We start from the raw sequence: 15,353 nt of genomic DNA, 5'->3' as shown, positions 1-15,353 counted from the left end.
CGGGAATGACGAGGCCTTGGTTCAAGCGGCTTTCCTCCTGCTATACTCGCCGGCCAGACTATTGGGACCGGCGCTGATGATATCGACTTCGATCAGGTCACCGATCGCATGGTCGGGCGCGGTGACGTGGACGGACTGGAGCCAGGGCGTCTTGCCGATCAATTGACCTGGATAACGGCCTTTGCGTTCCAGCAAGATGTCGGTGCGGCGACCGACGGTCGTACTGTTAAACGCCACCTGATGCCGGTTGATTGCGGCCTGCAGCCGGGCGAGGCGTTCGTCCATGACGGCGGCGGGCACCTGCCCGTCCATGTCGGCGGCAGGGGTGCCAGGACGGGGGCTATATTTGAACGAATAGCATTGCGCATAGCCGACCGCATCGACGATGCGGAGCGTATCTTCGAACTCCGCGTCGGTTTCGCCGGGGAAGCCGACGATGAAGTCGCCCGACAGGGCGATGTCGGGCCGCACGGCGCGCACCCGGTCGATAAGGCGCAGATAGCTGCCCACATCATGGCTGCGGTTCATGGCTTTCAGGATGCGGTCATTGCCCGACTGAACCGGCAAGTGAAGGAAGGGCATCAGCTTGGCGCAATCGCCATGTGCGGCGATAAGGCCATCGCCCATGTCGTTGGGATGGCTGGTGGTATAGCGGATGCGCTGAAGCTCGGGAATGTCGGCAAGCGCACGGACCAGCCCGTCCATCCCCTGCATCACGCCCCTGCTATCCTCACCCGACCAGGCGTTAACGTTCTGGCCCAGCAGTGTGATTTCCTTCACCCCGCCATCGACCAGCGCCCTGGCTTCGTCGAGGATGGCGGTCCACGAACGGCTGATCTCTGCGCCACGCGTATAGGGGACCACGCAATAAGTGCAGAATTTGTCACACCCTTCCATGATCGTCAGGAAGGCGGTGGGGCGCGCCTGTTTTCCACGGGCGGGCAGTGCGCCGAATTTGGAGGCGGCCGGCATGTCGGTATCGACCGCCTCTTCGCCGCGCCCGGCCTTCTCGATCAGGTCGGCAGGCGGTGATAGGCTTGCGGGCCGACGACGATATCCACGGTTTTGGCGCGGCGGCTGATCTCGCTGCCTTCGGCCTGCGCGACACAGCCCGCGACCGCGATCATCGGACGGGTGCCATCCTCGCGGGTCATGCGGCCAATGTCGGAATAGACCTTGTCCACCGCCTTTTCGCGGATGTGGCAGGTGTTGAGAATAACCAGATCGGCATCCACCCCGTCCGCCGCCGCCGTCATGCCGCGCGCGCCAAGCATCTCTGCCATCCGCTCGCCATCATAGACGTTCATCTGGCAACCGAAGGATTTGACGTGGAAGGTGGCAGGCGCTTTGGGGGCATCGGTACGATTCATGGCCACCAGCTATATAGAGGGCGGGGCATAAGCGAAAGGGCGCTGGTGCAGGGCAATGCTCGCGGCGATCCTTTCGCGCGCGGTGGCTGCAATGACCTTGCGATCAGCGCAGGTCGCCGGGTCGAACGGCGGCAGAAAACGCAGCGTGACCACCAGTGGCCCCTTGCGGCCGAGCACACGCCAAGCGTTGGTGCCTGCCGGTTCATCGCCATGCCAGGCGATCTCGCCGGTCGCCGCGCCATAGTCGATATGCACCGGCTGGATCAGCACGGCGCGAGGAGGGGGAAGAAGGACGGCGAGCAGCGAGGGTTTGAACGGCAGCAGGCCGCTGCCGTCGCTGGTGGTGCCTTCGGGGAAGAGCGCGACCGGCTGATGCCCCTGCAAGGCGGCGCGCAAAGCATCGAGTTGGTGGGATAGCGCGCCGCGCCGTTCGCGTGCCACGAACAGCGTATTATTCTGCGCTGCCAACCAGCCGACCACCGGCCAGCGCGCGATCCCGTCATGCGCGACGAAGGCTGCGCCGGTTGCGCCGCCGAGCACCAATATGTCGATCCAGCTGACATGATTGGCGAGCAGGAACATGTCACCATCATGCGGCTGCCCGGCAATCTCCACGCGCACACCAATCGCGCGCGTCGCTAACGCCAGGAAGCGGCGCGGCCAGGGCGATTGCCGCCTGGCCAGTTTCCAGAGCAGATGGGGGAGCAGGCAGGCAAGCAGGCTGGCGACCAGCGCTGCTATGCGGACCGTGCGTCGCACAGGGGCCAGCGCGTCAGTTCTTCCGTTCGAGCGCGACGCCGTATAATTCCATGCGATGATCGACCAGCCGGAAACCCAGTTTCTCGGCGATCTGCTTTTGCAGCTGTTCCAGCTCTGGATCGACGAATTCGATGACATTGCCGGTTTCAACGTCGATCAGATGATCGTGATGCGATTCCGGTGCCGCCTCGTAGCGGGCGCGACCATCACCGAAATCATGCCGCTCCAAAATCCCCGCTTCCTCGAACAGGCGGACGGTGCGGTACACCGTGGCGATCGAGATGCCGGGATCGATCATGGCCGACCGCTTGTGCAATTCCTCGACATCGGGGTGATCCATGGCGTCGCTCAACACCTGCGCGATCACGCGCCGTTGTTCGGTGATGCGAAGGCCTTTTTCATGGCACAGGGCTTCGACGTCGATCTTGCGGTTCATGAAGGCTCGCTCAAATGGAAAGTCCAGGGAATTGGGCTTATGCCTAGCGGCTTTTCCAGGGACAGGAAAGGCCAGATACAGGAAAGGGGCGCATCAGCGATGCACCCCTGCTTTCCCATATCCATGCGGGCGCGTGGTTATTTTGCGACGCGGGCAGTCCGGCGGCGCTTGGTGCCCAGGCCAATCTTCTTCGCCAGGTTGCGGCGCTGTTCGGCATAGTTGGGGGCAACCATGGGATAGTCGGCCGGCAGGCCCCATTTGGCGCGATAATCGTCCGGGGTCATCTGATAATGCGTCACCAGATGGCGCTTGAGCATCTTGAGCTTCTTGCCATCTTCCAGGCAAATTATGAAGTCGGGCTTGATCGAAGAGCGGACCGACACAGCGGGCTCCGGCTTGACTTCAGGCGCGACGACCGGTTCGTTCAGCGCCAACAAAGCACCATGAACATTCTGAATCAAAGTGGCGACGTCCGATACTGCAACGCTATTGTTGGAGACATGCGCCGCGACGATGTCGGAAGTCAAAGTGATGAGCAGTTCGCTCTGTGCCGATTCGGTTTCCATTTATCTATTTCCTACGAAGGCTTTTATAATGCGACCCGTCCGCGGAAATTGATTTTCTGCAGCGGTATGTCTCCGCTAGACCTCATGGGCTGATTTCGCAAGGGGCTAGAGGGTTATATCCGCATATCAATACGAAAGCTTAGAGCATCATGAAGTTGTCCATCGTTACCGCGATAGTAACCGGGACGACGATGCACATATTCAAACCCGCTTTTTTCGTATAGTTTTATGGCGTTATTGGAGGACCGCACTTCCAGGTTCATCGACGTGATGCCCCTACGGCGTGCCCGGATCAGACTGTCGCGCAACAGTGCTTCGCCGACACCACGTCCGCGCCACAGCGGATCAACCGCGAGCAGTAACAGTTCGCATTCATCCAATACTGATCGCACCAGGCAAAGCCCAATGGGGCGGCGTCGATCCGCACGACTGTCAGCCAGGTGCCCGGCATCATCATGACGCCGGAAAGTTGCGCTGCGGTCCAGGCTTCACCAAATACCGGGTCGAACGCGGCTTCCATCACCGTCATGGCGTCGGCGATGGCGTTGCGCTCCCCTTCGTCATAGGTGTCGAAGAATAGATTGGGCATCATGATGTTGCACGCTCCGCCATTGTCTTGGCATCGGCCCCTCGGCCATAGAGCGGTGTCGAGGGCAAGGGGGGCAGAGCCGCAATCAGTGGATAGTCGGCCGCATCGGGATAAATGGTTTGGGCCGCGCCCGCGCCCCGTGCCGTGACCAACGCTTCGGCACCCGTGCCATAGATGACGGGCGCGGTGATCTGGTTTGCCAGGATGGGGATCGGCGTGGACTGGATCGGCCCAGTCGCCGCCATGCCGTCGCTGGTGAACGCTTGCCAGAATAGTTCGCCGTGGCCTCCGGTGATGGTCACGATGATCGGATCATCGCCCCTATGCTGGCGCGCGGCGCTGGCGGCGATCATGGAGGGCGCGCTGTAGCCGGAAAGCGGCAGCTGCCACGCCAGCGCAAGCGCGCGGGCTGCTGCTATCCCGATGCGAACCCCGGTAAAGCTGCCTGGCCCGACATCCACCGCAATGGCGTCGGCGCGACCACCGTCGGGCAGCGCGGCAATGGCGGGCAGCAAGGCTTCGGCGTGGCCGCGGCCGACGATCTCATGATGGCGGCCGATCGGCGCGCCGTTTTCCAACAACGCCACAGACAAAGCCTGTGTCGCAGTGTCGATCACCAGCAGGCGCAAACCATACTCCCTTTAGGCTCCGCAAAAGAGCGGATTCGCCTAGCGGTTAGTCGATCAGGCGCGATTTGCCAAATGACAGGCGCGGATCAGACGGCGCGCACTTCCGTGACTTCGGGAACATAATGTTTGAGCAACTGTTCGATGCCGTTCTTGAGCGTCGCGGTGGACGACGGGCAACCCGCGCAAGCCCCCTGCATCTTGAGATAGACCGTGCCCTTGTCGAAGCCGCGATAGATGATGTCGCCGCCATCATTGGCAACGGCGGGACGCACGCGCGTATCGATCAATTCGCGGATCTGCTCGACGATCTCGGCATCTTCCGGGTCGTCGCCAAAGCTGCCCTCATCGCCCGGTACGCTAATCTCGGCAGCAGAGCCCGCCTTGAAGAGCGGCATGTTGGCGGAAAAATGCTCCAGCAAAGTCGCCAGAATGTCCGGCTTCACATAGGCCCATTCCGATCCCGGTGCGATCGTAACCGAAATAAAATCGCTGCCGAAGAACACGCCGGTCACATCACCCAGCCCGAACAGGGCATCGGCGAGAGGCGACGCCTCGGCTTCTTCCGGCGTCGCGAAATCGCGCGTACCTGCCCCCATCACGGTGCGGCCGGGGAGGAATTTGATGGTCGCCGGGTTGGGCGTCAGTTCGGTCTCGATCAGCATGAACGCTATGTGGCGACAAGCAGCGGCAAGATCAAGCGGTGGGGAACTTCGCAGGCGGCCATTGATTGATTGAAGGACGCAACAGGAGAGCCTCAATGAGCACCCATTCCGAAATTCGCGACCGTTTCTGGAGCGATCTGGCCAGCAGTCCATTCCTGATGATCGGGCTGCAGAACAGCCATGAACATAGCCTGCCGATGACCGCCCAACTCGACCCCGACGCCAATCATTGCTTCTGGTTCTATACCAGCAAGGATAATCGATTGGCCCCCGGTGGTGCCGCCATGGCGCAATATTCGGCAAAGGATCATGACCTGTTCGCCTGCATAGACGGGACGTTGACCGAAGAAACCGACCCGGTGGTGATCGATCGGCATTGGTCCAAGCAGGTCGAAGCCTGGTATCCGGGTGGGCGCAATGATCCGAACCTGTTGATGCTGCGCTTCGATCTTGGCACCGCCGAAATCTGGCGCGCGGACATGTCGCTGACGGGCGTATTCAAGATGATGTTCGGCGGCGACGTGCGCGATGAGCTGAAGACCAAGCATGTCGAAATAAAGCTCTGATCATATTCCACGAGTAAACAGGCGGTCGCGGCATGATGTCGCGGCCGCTTGCTTTTTGCCTGCGACTTCGCCATATGCGTTGCAGCGCAGCAGAGGGGCCATTTTGGCTCCACAGCGATTGGCAGCGTGATCGTCCGCAAACCTATGGTGGCTGAAGCAGCCACAAAGGGCTCACGGACCGGCCAATGAGAGTCTGCGTTAAGCTTGAGGCTTCCCTTTTCACGCGGGTCGTTTCGTAACCCGCCTTAGCGCCCTTGCTGCGTCCGCAGATCAGGTTGGCGCATGGCCCACTTGTGAGTTTATACATGCAATTCAACGAACTTGGTCTGGCTGAGCCGATCATGAAGGCGCTCGCCTCCAAAAACTACGTCACCCCGACGCCGATCCAGCAGAAAGCCATTCCGGCGCTGCTGGAAGGCAAGGATCTGTGCGGCATCGCGCAGACCGGCACGGGCAAGACGGCGGCGTTCGCGCTGCCCAGCCTCGACTATTTCGCCCGCAACCCTAAGGTCACGCCGCTCAAGGGCTGTCGTATGCTGGTGTTGGCGCCGACCCGCGAACTGGCCGCGCAGATCGCGCAGAGCTTCCGCGACTATGGCCGCTTCCTCAAGCTGAGCGTCGAGACCGTATTCGGCGGCGTGCCGATCAACAAGCAGATCCGCGTGCTGGCCGGTGGCGTCGACATCGTCGTCGCAACGCCCGGCCGCCTGCTCGATCTGATCGACCAGCGCGCCTTCACCATCAAGGACACGGAAATCTTCGTCCTCGACGAAGCCGACCAGATGATGGACATGGGCTTCATTCATCCCTTGAAGCGCGTCGCCAAGATGTTGCCGCGCGAACGGCAGAATCTCTTCTTCTCGGCCACCATGCCCAAGGAAATCGAGGCGCTCGCCGCCCAGTTCCTCAATGATCCGATCAAGGTCAGCGTCGCGCCGCAATCGACCACCGCAGAGCGTGTGCGCCAACGCGCGATCTTCGTGAACCAGGCGGAAAAGCAGGCGCTGCTCCATCTGATGCTCAAGAGCGAAGATATCGACCGCGCGCTGATCTTCACCCGCACCAAACATGGGGCCGACCGCGTCGTGCGCTTCCTGGAAGGTGCCGGGATCGACGCTTTCGCGATCCATGGCAACAAGAGCCAGGGTCAGCGCACCACCGCGTTGCAGGCGTTCCGTCAGGGCAAGGTCAAGCTGTTGGTTGCGACCGATATCGCTGCGCGCGGTATCGACGTGTCGGGCGTGTCCCACGTCATCAACTTTGAAATTCCTAATGTGGCCGAACAATATGTCCACCGCATCGGCCGCACCGCGCGCGCCGGGGCTGAGGGCATCGCGATCAGCTTCGTGGCGGATGACGAGCGGCCTTTCCTCAAGTCGATCGAAAAGACGACCCGCGTAAAGCTGGAAATCGAAGCGCTGCCTGAGAATTTCATGGAAGCGGTGCGCAACATGCCAAAGCCCGCGGCTCCCAAAAAGGGTCCGAGCCAGTCGCCGCAGCAACAGGCGCGTCGCGCCGATGGTCAGCGCAAATATCAGGACGGCCAGAAGCAATCGCGCGGCACCCCGGATCGCGCCCATCGCCCTGAAGCGGAGGGTGGTGAGAAGCGCCCCTTCCGTCGTCGTCGCAGCGGCGGCCCGGTCGGCGCGCACAAGAGCGCCGTTCAGCGCACCGGCGCACCGCGCGTATAATCAGGATGGCGCGTGCCGGGACAGGTTCCCGGCACGCTCTACCCGATGGGAGAAACAGTCTCCCGTCGTGACGATGATTGTCAGTGGCCATTCAGGAAACTGTCGCTAGGCTCCGACGCCTATGCATTTTTCCCCCCGCCGTTCGGCTGCTTCGCTCTCCGTCCTCGCCCTGCTGCTGTCGGTTTCGACCGCGCCGCTTTCGGCCCAAACCGAAACGCCAACGGCGCTTGCCAGGTCGGGCGCATCGCAGGCCGAAACCCGCCCCTGGCTTTACCAAAATAGCGATGTGCCGATCGATGCCGCGTGGCATTTCGGTACGCTGTCCAATGGTTTGCGCTATGCGATCCGTCGCAATGGTGTGCCGCCGGGTCAGGTGTCTGTGCGGCTGCGGATCGACGCAGGGTCGCTCATGGAGCGGTCCGATGAAATGGGATATGCCCATTATATGGAGCATCTTACGATGCGCGGGTCGCGCCACGTGCCGGACGGCGAATCCAAACGGATTTGGCAACGTTTGGGTGTGACCTTCGGCAGCGACAGCAACGCTATAACGTCGCCGACCGGCACGACTTACGCACTCGACTTGCCCCAAGCCACGCAGGCAAGCCTTGGCGAAAGTTTGAAAATTCTTTCGGGCATGATGGCTGATCCCAACATCGTCGATAGCGCCATCGCCGCTGAGCGCGCCGTGGTATTGGCCGAGCGGCGGGAAAGCGAGGGTGCCCAAATGCGGATATCCGATGCCAGCCGCCAGCATTTCTTCGCCAAGCAGCCTTTGGCCGATCATTCGCCAATCGGCACCGTCGCCACGTTGAACGCCGCGACCGCCAAGGCGATGACTGCCTTTCACCAGCGCTGGTATCGCCCTGAAAATACAGTGATCGCGATCGCGGGCGATATCGACCCCGCGCAGGCCGAGCAACTCATCCGCGACAATTTCGCGGCCTGGACCGTGGCGGGCAAAGGGGCACCCATGCCCGATTTCGGCAAGCCCGATCCCAAAAGCCCCGCGACGCGTGTCTTGGTCGAACCCGGCGCGCCGGTCGGCCTCACCGCCGCCTGGTTGCGTCCCTGGAAGCCGCGCGCCGACACGATCGTCTATAATCAGGACAAGCTGACCGACATGCTGGCGCTGCAGATCATCAGCCGCCGGTTGGAACAGGCGGCGCGGGCAGGGGGGAGTTTCCTGCAGGCCAGTGTCGAGCAGCAGGATGTCAGCCGTTCGGCAGACGGCACCTTCATGTCGATCATTCCCGCCAATGATGATTGGGAAAAGGCGCTGACCGATGTGCGCGCCATCGTGGAAGATGCCAAGGCAAGCCCGCCCAGCCAGCTGGAAATCGACCGCGAATATGCGCAAATGGACACCGCCCTGTCGATCCAGGTCGAAAATGCCGATACGCAAGCCAGTGCCAGTCAGGCGAGCGATCTGGTGAGCGCCGTCGATATTCGGGAAACTACCGTCAGCCCGCAGGCCGCCGTGGAGATATTCCGCGCCGGCAAGCCCGCCATGACCCCGCAGAAGATATTGGATTCCACCCGGCGGCTCTTTTCCGCCGACGTCTTTCGTGCCCTGCTGGTGACCGGCAAGGTGGAGGCGGGAACCGATGCCCGCCTCGCGGCCGCCGTTGCCGCCCCGGTCAAGGCGGCCACCAACGTCCGGCTGGCGGAAAAGCCGGTGACGATGGATGACCTGCCCACCTTGGGCGCACCGGCCACGGTCGTATCGCGCAGCGCCGTCGGCTTGCCCGGCATGGAAAGCATAACCTTCTCGAACGGCGTTAAACTGACCCTGTTCGCCAATGATGCCGAGACGGAAAAGGTGCGGATCAATGTCCGCTTCGGCCATGGGCAGCAGAGTTTTTCGCCGACCAAGCCAGTGGCGAGCTGGGCAGGGGGCTATGCGCTCGTCGCCAGCGGTATCGGCAAGCTGGGCCAGCGCGAATTGGACGAACTGACCAATGGCCGCCGCATGGGCATGGAGTTCGCCATCGACGATGATGCCTTCGAATTACAGGCCGTGACCCGGCCGGCGGATTATCGGGACCAGTTGCGCCTGTTCGCGACCAAGCTCGCCATGCCGGGCTGGGATCCTGCGCCGATCGAGCGGGTGAAGACGGGCGCGATGCTTGCCTATGACGCCATGTCGCAATCGCCCGACGCCGTGTTGGGGCGCGACCTTAACTGGTTGTTGCATGATAAGGATGTGCGTTTCCGCACGCCGTCGCGCGAAGAGATTGCGGCGCTGACGCCGCAGGATTTCCGCGCGGTGTGGGAGCCTGTGCTGGCATCGGGGCCGATCGAGGTTCAGATATTCGGTCATGTGAAGGCAGAGGATGCGATCCAGGCGGTCGCCGCGACCTTTGGCGCCTTGCCGCCCCGGTCCGACGAGCCCGCGCCCGCCGCCAACCGCGCGATGAACTTCCCCGCACCTGTCAAAACGCCGGTGGTTCTGCGCCACAAAGGCGACAAGGAACAGGCTGCCGCAGTGATGGCCTGGCCGACGGCAGGGGGCTTTGCCCTGCAAAAGGAAGCGCGCCAGCTGGAAATCCTCACCCAGATCTTCAACGATCGCCTGTTTGACCGGCTGCGCTCGGCCGAAGGCGCGGCCTATTCGCCAAGTGTCCAGAATAGCTGCCTTTCTCCTATGAGAATGGCGGCTATATACTGGTCACCAGCCAGGTCCGGCCGGATCGCATCGCCTATTTCTACGACGTCGTAAAAAGCACGGCGGCCGACCTGGTGAAAAATCCTGTCAGTGACGATGAATTGCAGCGGGCGGTCGCGCCGATGCGGCAATTATTGGCACGGGCGAGCACCGGCAACGCTTCTGGATGAACCAGATGGAGGGCGCGACGCACGATCCCCGCTATGTTCAGGCGATGCACACGATGGGGCAGGATATGCTGACCGTCACCGCGCCTCAGTTACAGGCGCTGGCAAGCAAATATCTCGTGCCGGGCAAAAGCTGGTCGGCGATCGTCTTGGCCGACGGTGTGGCCGCGAAATAATCGCGCGGCCCAAGCCGCCGATCAGCCGATGGCGCGCAACGCGGCGATGATCATCCGCGCGGACAAGGTGCCGGTCGCCGCCGCGCTCAGCTTTGGGCGCGACAGGCTGCGATGGCCCAGCCCGAACATGCAGGCCAGGACCACCTCCTCTGCGCCTTCCAACGCTTCGCCCGATAGGTCGGGATTGGCGGCACAGGCGAAATCGCGGATATAGGTGCGAAACCGCATGCACATATTCGCGATCGTGTCGCCAACGGCCTCGTTACGGAAACTCTCGGCCAATATGTCGAAGGACAGGGCCTCATTCTTTTCGTCAATCGTATGCAACAATAATTGTTCAAACGTCTGTTCAACCGTCAATTCGCCAGCCTGCAGCCGCTGACGCAACGCAGCCATATCCTCGCACCATCGTCGCGTCGGCATGCACCAACGCCTCGATAATATCTTCCTTACCTTTGAAAAGTCGATAAATCTGGCCAACCGAGACCTGCGCAGCAGTGGCGAGTTCCGCCATCGATGTCTGGTGGAAGCCATGGCTGTCGAACAGTTCGCGGGCCGCCGCCAGAATACGGGCCTTGCCTGACTTCTCCCCGACTGTTCCACGCTTGTCATGCTGCACCGCAACCAATTTCTGCGCCCCTTATGATTTTGCCTCTTGAATATCTTGTGGCACGATCCTAATTGCGGGGCAAGCGGAATGAACGTTCATTCCTAATTGCTATTCACAGCGAACGGAATTCAGGTGATGCATAAGGGGACATTCATCGGGCTGCTGGCGTGTGCGTCGGCATTGGCGCTCAGCGCGTGCGGGGAAAGTCCACCGCCCGCGCCGCCGCCGCCGGCCGTCGGCGTCGTCACGCTGACGACAGGGTCGGTCCCTCTCATCAATGAACTGCCGGGCCGAGTCGTTGCCCTGGAAACCGCCGAAGTCCGGCCGCAGATCAGCGGCGTCATTCGTCGGCGTCTGTTTACCGAAGGCGGCATGGTTCGCGCGGGACAATTGCTCTACGAGATTGAGGATGCTCCCTATCGCGCTGCGCTGGCGCAGGCGCAGGGTTCGCTCGCGCGCGCCAATGCCGCGATCCGATCGACCGCGCTGCAGGCGCAACGCTACAAGGATCTGGTCGGCATAAATGCCGTCAGCCGCCAGGAATATGACGATGCCGACGCGGCGGCGCAGCAGGCGCGCGCCGATGTTGCAGCGCAGCGTGGCGCAGTGCAGGCGGCGCAGGTCAACCAGGCCTTCACCCGTATCAAAGCCCCGATTTCGGGCCGCATCGGTCGATCGCTGTTCACACCGGGCGCATTGGTCCAGGCCGGTCAGGCGGATCCGCTGGCCATGATCCAGCGCAGCGATTCGGTCTATGTCGACATGACGCAATCGGCTGCCGAGATCATCGATCTCAAGCAGGCGATGAAGAGCGGCGGCGTCAGCGAAGCGGATGGTGCCCGCATCCAGTTGCTGCTGCCCAATGGCAGCACCTACCCGATCGAGGGGCGTCTGCAATTTTCCGAAGTGTCGGTCGATCCGACATCCGGTGCCGTGACGCTGCGCGCGACCTTCCCCAATCCGGATGGCATGTTGCTGCCCGGCATGTATGTGCGCGCCAAGCTGGTGGAAGGCCGCCAGAGCCAGGCGATATTGGCACCGCAACAGGGTATCACGCGTGACGCGCGCGGCCGCGCCACCGCTATGGTCATCGGCAAGGATAATAAGGCCGAGATGCGCGAGGTGCAGGTGTCGCGCGCAGTGGACGACAAGTGGATCGTCACCAAAGGCCTGAAGCAGGGCGACAAGCTGATTGTCGAGGGACTGGTCAATCTGCGCCCCGGCACCGTCGTGCGCCCCGGTGCGCCGCAGCAGGTGACGGCGGCGCAGGGTGCGCCACAGGCACAAAAGCAGGGCGGGGCAAACTAAGCCATGGCTCGCTATTTTATCGACCGACCCATCTTCGCATGGGTCATCGCCATCGTCCTGATGCTGGCGGGCCTGTTGGCGCTCCGCTCGCTGCCCGTCGCGCAATTCCCGGAAATTGCGCCGCCCTCGGTCAGCATCGCCACCAGCTATCCCGGCGCCAACGCGCAAACGCTGGAAAGCACCACCACGCAGATCATCGAGCAACAGCTCAAGGGCATCGATAATCTACGCTATTTCGCCTCTACCAGTGACGGCGCTGGCAACCTGTCCATCACCCTCACCTTCGAACAGGGGACGGACGCCGACATCGCGCAGGTTCAGGTCCAGAACAAATTGTCGCAAGCAACCCCCCTGTTGCCGCAGGAAGTGCAGCAACAGGGCTTGCGCGTCACCAAATCGACGTCGAGCTTCCTGCTCGTCATGGCGGTTTATGCCGATGACGGCATTCATGACCAGCAGGATGCCGGTGATTTCGTCGCCTCGACCCTGCAGGATCCCATCAGCCGTGTCGATGGTGTCGGCGACACCCAGTTGCTGGGTGCGCAATATGCCATGCGTGTGTGGCTCGATCCCTATAAGATGGCCAATCTGGGCGTTACGACCGGCGACGTGAAATCCGCGATCCAGGCGCAAAATGCGCAGGTTTCCGCAGGCCAGATCGGCGGCACGCCGGCTCCTGCCGGCCAGGCGCTCAACGCCACCATCACCGCCCAGTCGCGCTTGCGCACGCCCGAACAATTCCGCGCCATCCGCCTGCGCAGCAACAGCGACGGCGCGGTCGTGCGCTTGTCGGATGTCGCGCGTGTCGAACTGGGGTCGGAAAATTACAGCTTCGGCGCGAAGTTCAATGGTCATCCGGCCGCAGGCTTCGGTATCAAGCTGGCTCCCGGCGCCAACGCGCTGGATACGGTCGAGGGCGTCAAGGCGCAGATCAAGGCCCAGTCGAAGAACTTTCCGACCTGGGTTAAATATGATTTTCCGGTCGACAACTCGACCTTCGTGGCCCTGTCGGTCGAACAGGTCATCCACACGCTGATCGAGGCAGTCCTTCTCGTCTTCGTGGTGATGTTCCTCTTCCTCCAAAATTGGCGCGCGACGCTGATTCCGACGATCGCGGTGCCAGTGGTGCTGCTGGGGTCGCTGGCGATCCTGAGCGCGGCGGGCTTTACCATCAACACGCTGACGCTGTTCGGCATGGTGCTGGCCATCGGTCTGCTGGTCGATGACGCCATCGTGGTCGTTGAGAATGTCGAGCGGCTTATCCAGGATGAGGGGCTCAGTCCGAAAGAGGCCGCCAGGAAATCGATGGATGAAATCAGCGGCGCGCTGATCGGCATCGGTCTCGTTTTGTCGGCGGTGTTCCTGCCGATGGCCTTCTTCGCTGGATCGACCGGCGTCATCTTCCGCCAATTTTCGATCACCATCGTGTCTTCGATGATCCTGTCGGTGCTCGTGGCCCTGATCCTGACGCCCGCTTTGTGCGCCACGATCCTCAAGCCCGCCAAACATGACCATGCGGACAAAAAAGGCTTTTTCGGCTGGTTCAACCGCACCTTCGACAAGGGCGTAAGGGGTTATGGCAAGAATGTCGAAAAGATCGAACGCCGCTGGGGCCGCAGTCTCATCGTCTATGGCCTCATCGTTTTGGGCATGGCATTCGTCTTCCTGCGCTTGCCCAGCGGCTTCCTGCCGGAAGAAGATCAGGGGTCGTTGATCGCCCAGGTGTCGCTGCCTGCCGGCTCGTCGCTGGAAGAGACCGAACGCACATTGGCGCGCGTGCGTGACCATTTTCTCCAGACGGAGAAGAATAATGTCGCCGCCGTCTTCACCATTTCCGGCTTCGGTTTCGTCGGTCAGGGGCAAAATGTCGGCATCGTCTTTGCGCGGATGAAGGACTGGTCGGAACGTAAAGGTTCGGACAACAGCGTCATGGCGGTCGCCCAGCGCGCCAATATGGCGTTCAGCCGGATTTCGTCGGGCATGGTCATCGCCTTCGTGCCGCCCGCCGTCCAGGAATTGGGCAATGCGTCCGGCTTTGACCTTCAACTCCTCGACAACGCCAATGTCGGCCACGAAAAGCTGCTCGAAGCGCGCAACCAGCTATTGGGCATGGCGATGGCCGACAAACGGCTGGCGCAGGTCCGTCCCAACGGCCTTGAGGACACGCCGCAACTCAAACTCAATGTCGATCAGGCCGCAGCCGGTGCCTTGGGCATCGCCCAGGCGGACGTCAACGACACGATCAGCACCAATATGGGCAGCAGCTACGTCAACGACTTCATTGATCGGGACCGGGTGAAGCGCGTCTTCGTACAGGCCGATGCGCCCTATCGCGCATCGCCTGACGCCATCGGTGCGCTGCATGTGCGGGGCAGCGGCGGCGTCATGGCCCCCTTGTCGTCGTTCGTGACGTCGGAATGGACCCAGGGTCCGGCCCGTCTGGAACGGTTCAACGGCGTGCCGTCGATGAACATCATGGGTGCCCCTGCGCCCGGCGTCGCCAGCGGCACGGCGATGCAGGCGATGGAGGAACATATCGCCAAATTGCCGCCGGGCATCGGCTATAGCTGGAACGGCATTTCCTATGAGGAAAGGACGTCTGGCGGGCAGGCGGGCTATGTCTATGCCCTGTCGCTGCTGATCGTGTTCCTGTGCCTCGCGGCGCTCTATGAAAGCTGGTCGGTGCCGATTGCCGTCATGCTGGTGGTGCCGCTCGGCGTGCTGGGTGCGGTGATCGCCGCCACGCTGGCGGGGCTCAACAACGACATCTATCTGCAGGTTGGTCTGATCACCACCATCGGCGTGTCGGCCAAGAACGCGATCCTGATCGTCGAGTTCGCCGAAGAGAAGATGCGCGAAGGGCTCTCACCCGCCGCGGCGGCGCTGGAAGCGGGCAAGCTGCGTCTGCGGCCGATCCTGATGACCAGTTTCGCCTTCATCTTTGGCGTGTTGCCACTGGCGCTGTCCAACGGTGCGGGTGCAGGCGGTCAGAATGCGATCGGTTGGGCCGTGGTCGGGGGCATGTTGTCGGCGACGGTGCTGGCGATCTTCTTCGTGCCCGTCTTCTTCACCGTCGTGAAGCGGCTGTTCCGCGAACATAAGACTCATGAAGCGGCCGACGACCGGGCAACGCCCGCCGCGCCGCAGGAGGCATGA

At 62.0% G+C, this 15,353-nt stretch carries 9 protein-coding genes and 4 pseudogenes; 5 read left to right on the top strand and 8 right to left on the bottom strand.

Annotation, left to right across the window (positions count from 1 at the left end; all coding sequences use genetic code 11):
* Positions 1 to 21 precede the first annotated feature (21 nt).
* The 7 genes and pseudogenes from miaB to BF95_RS02015 form a co-directional block, all read right to left on the bottom strand.
* Positions 22 to 1,370 (bottom strand): annotated as a pseudogene (gene miaB, locus BF95_RS02045) (tRNA (N6-isopentenyl adenosine(37)-C2)-methylthiotransferase MiaB).
* A 9-nt stretch (positions 1,371 to 1,379) separates the two neighbouring features.
* Positions 1,380 to 2,138 (bottom strand): lysophospholipid acyltransferase family protein, encoded by a 759-nt coding sequence (locus BF95_RS02040; protein ID WP_043149078.1) that lies wholly within the window; start codon positions 2,136 to 2,138, stop codon positions 1,380 to 1,382.
* 4 nt (positions 2,139 to 2,142) lie between these two features.
* A complete protein-coding gene (locus BF95_RS02035) occupies positions 2,143 to 2,565 on the bottom strand; it encodes a Fur family transcriptional regulator (RefSeq protein ID WP_037474568.1) in 423 nt (140 codons plus the stop codon).
* A gap of 137 nt (positions 2,566 to 2,702) precedes the next feature.
* Entirely contained in the window at positions 2,703 to 3,131 is a 429-nt protein-coding gene (locus BF95_RS02030) for a MucR family transcriptional regulator (RefSeq protein WP_043148971.1), read from the bottom strand.
* A gap of 113 nt (positions 3,132 to 3,244) precedes the next feature.
* Positions 3,245 to 3,723, bottom strand: a pseudogene (locus tag BF95_RS02025) (GNAT family N-acetyltransferase).
* Positions 3,720 to 4,349 (bottom strand): tRNA (adenosine(37)-N6)-threonylcarbamoyltransferase complex dimerization subunit type 1 TsaB, encoded by a 630-nt coding sequence (gene tsaB, locus BF95_RS02020; protein WP_043148970.1) that lies wholly within the window; start codon positions 4,347 to 4,349, stop codon positions 3,720 to 3,722. The pseudogene BF95_RS02025 and the gene tsaB overlap by 4 nt, the downstream one beginning before the upstream one ends.
* Positions 4,350 to 4,435: 86 nt before the next feature.
* Complete coding sequence (locus BF95_RS02015) at positions 4,436 to 5,011, bottom strand: NifU family protein (RefSeq protein ID WP_043148969.1); 576 nt, start codon at positions 5,009 to 5,011, stop codon at positions 4,436 to 4,438.
* Between the two features lie 95 nt (positions 5,012 to 5,106).
* Here BF95_RS02015 and BF95_RS02010 point away from each other — a divergent pair, with 95 nt between their 5' ends.
* From BF95_RS02010 to BF95_RS02000, 3 genes and pseudogenes are all read left to right on the top strand, one after another.
* Complete coding sequence (locus BF95_RS02010) at positions 5,107 to 5,577, top strand: pyridoxamine 5'-phosphate oxidase family protein (RefSeq protein WP_043148967.1); 471 nt, start codon at positions 5,107 to 5,109, stop codon at positions 5,575 to 5,577.
* Between the two features lie 305 nt (positions 5,578 to 5,882).
* Positions 5,883 to 7,268, top strand: a complete 1,386-nt coding sequence (locus BF95_RS02005) for a DEAD/DEAH box helicase (protein ID WP_043148966.1) — start codon at positions 5,883 to 5,885, stop codon at positions 7,266 to 7,268.
* A 121-nt stretch (positions 7,269 to 7,389) separates the two neighbouring features.
* Positions 7,390 to 10,279 (top strand): annotated as a pseudogene (locus BF95_RS02000) (M16 family metallopeptidase).
* Positions 10,280 to 10,300: 21 nt separating this feature from the next.
* On the opposite strand, the pseudogene BF95_RS01995 reads toward BF95_RS02000, so the two are convergent.
* Positions 10,301 to 10,907: pseudogene (locus BF95_RS01995) on the bottom strand (TetR/AcrR family transcriptional regulator).
* A gap of 117 nt (positions 10,908 to 11,024) precedes the next feature.
* Here BF95_RS01995 and BF95_RS01990 point away from each other — a divergent pair.
* Both BF95_RS01990 and BF95_RS01985 read left to right on the top strand, forming a co-directional pair.
* A complete protein-coding gene (locus BF95_RS01990; RefSeq protein WP_043148964.1) occupies positions 11,025 to 12,197 on the top strand; it encodes an efflux RND transporter periplasmic adaptor subunit in 1,173 nt (390 codons plus the stop codon).
* Positions 12,198 to 12,200: 3 nt separating this feature from the next.
* Complete coding sequence (locus BF95_RS01985; RefSeq protein ID WP_043148963.1) at positions 12,201 to 15,353, top strand: efflux RND transporter permease subunit; 3,153 nt, start codon at positions 12,201 to 12,203, stop codon at positions 15,351 to 15,353.

It is taken from the genome of Sphingobium sp. Ant17, from assembly GCF_000588875.1.
Lineage (GTDB): Bacteria > Pseudomonadota > Alphaproteobacteria > Sphingomonadales > Sphingomonadaceae > Sphingobium.
The sequence above is the reverse complement of the archived record's forward strand: the minus strand, read 5'-3'. Positions and strand labels throughout refer to the sequence as shown.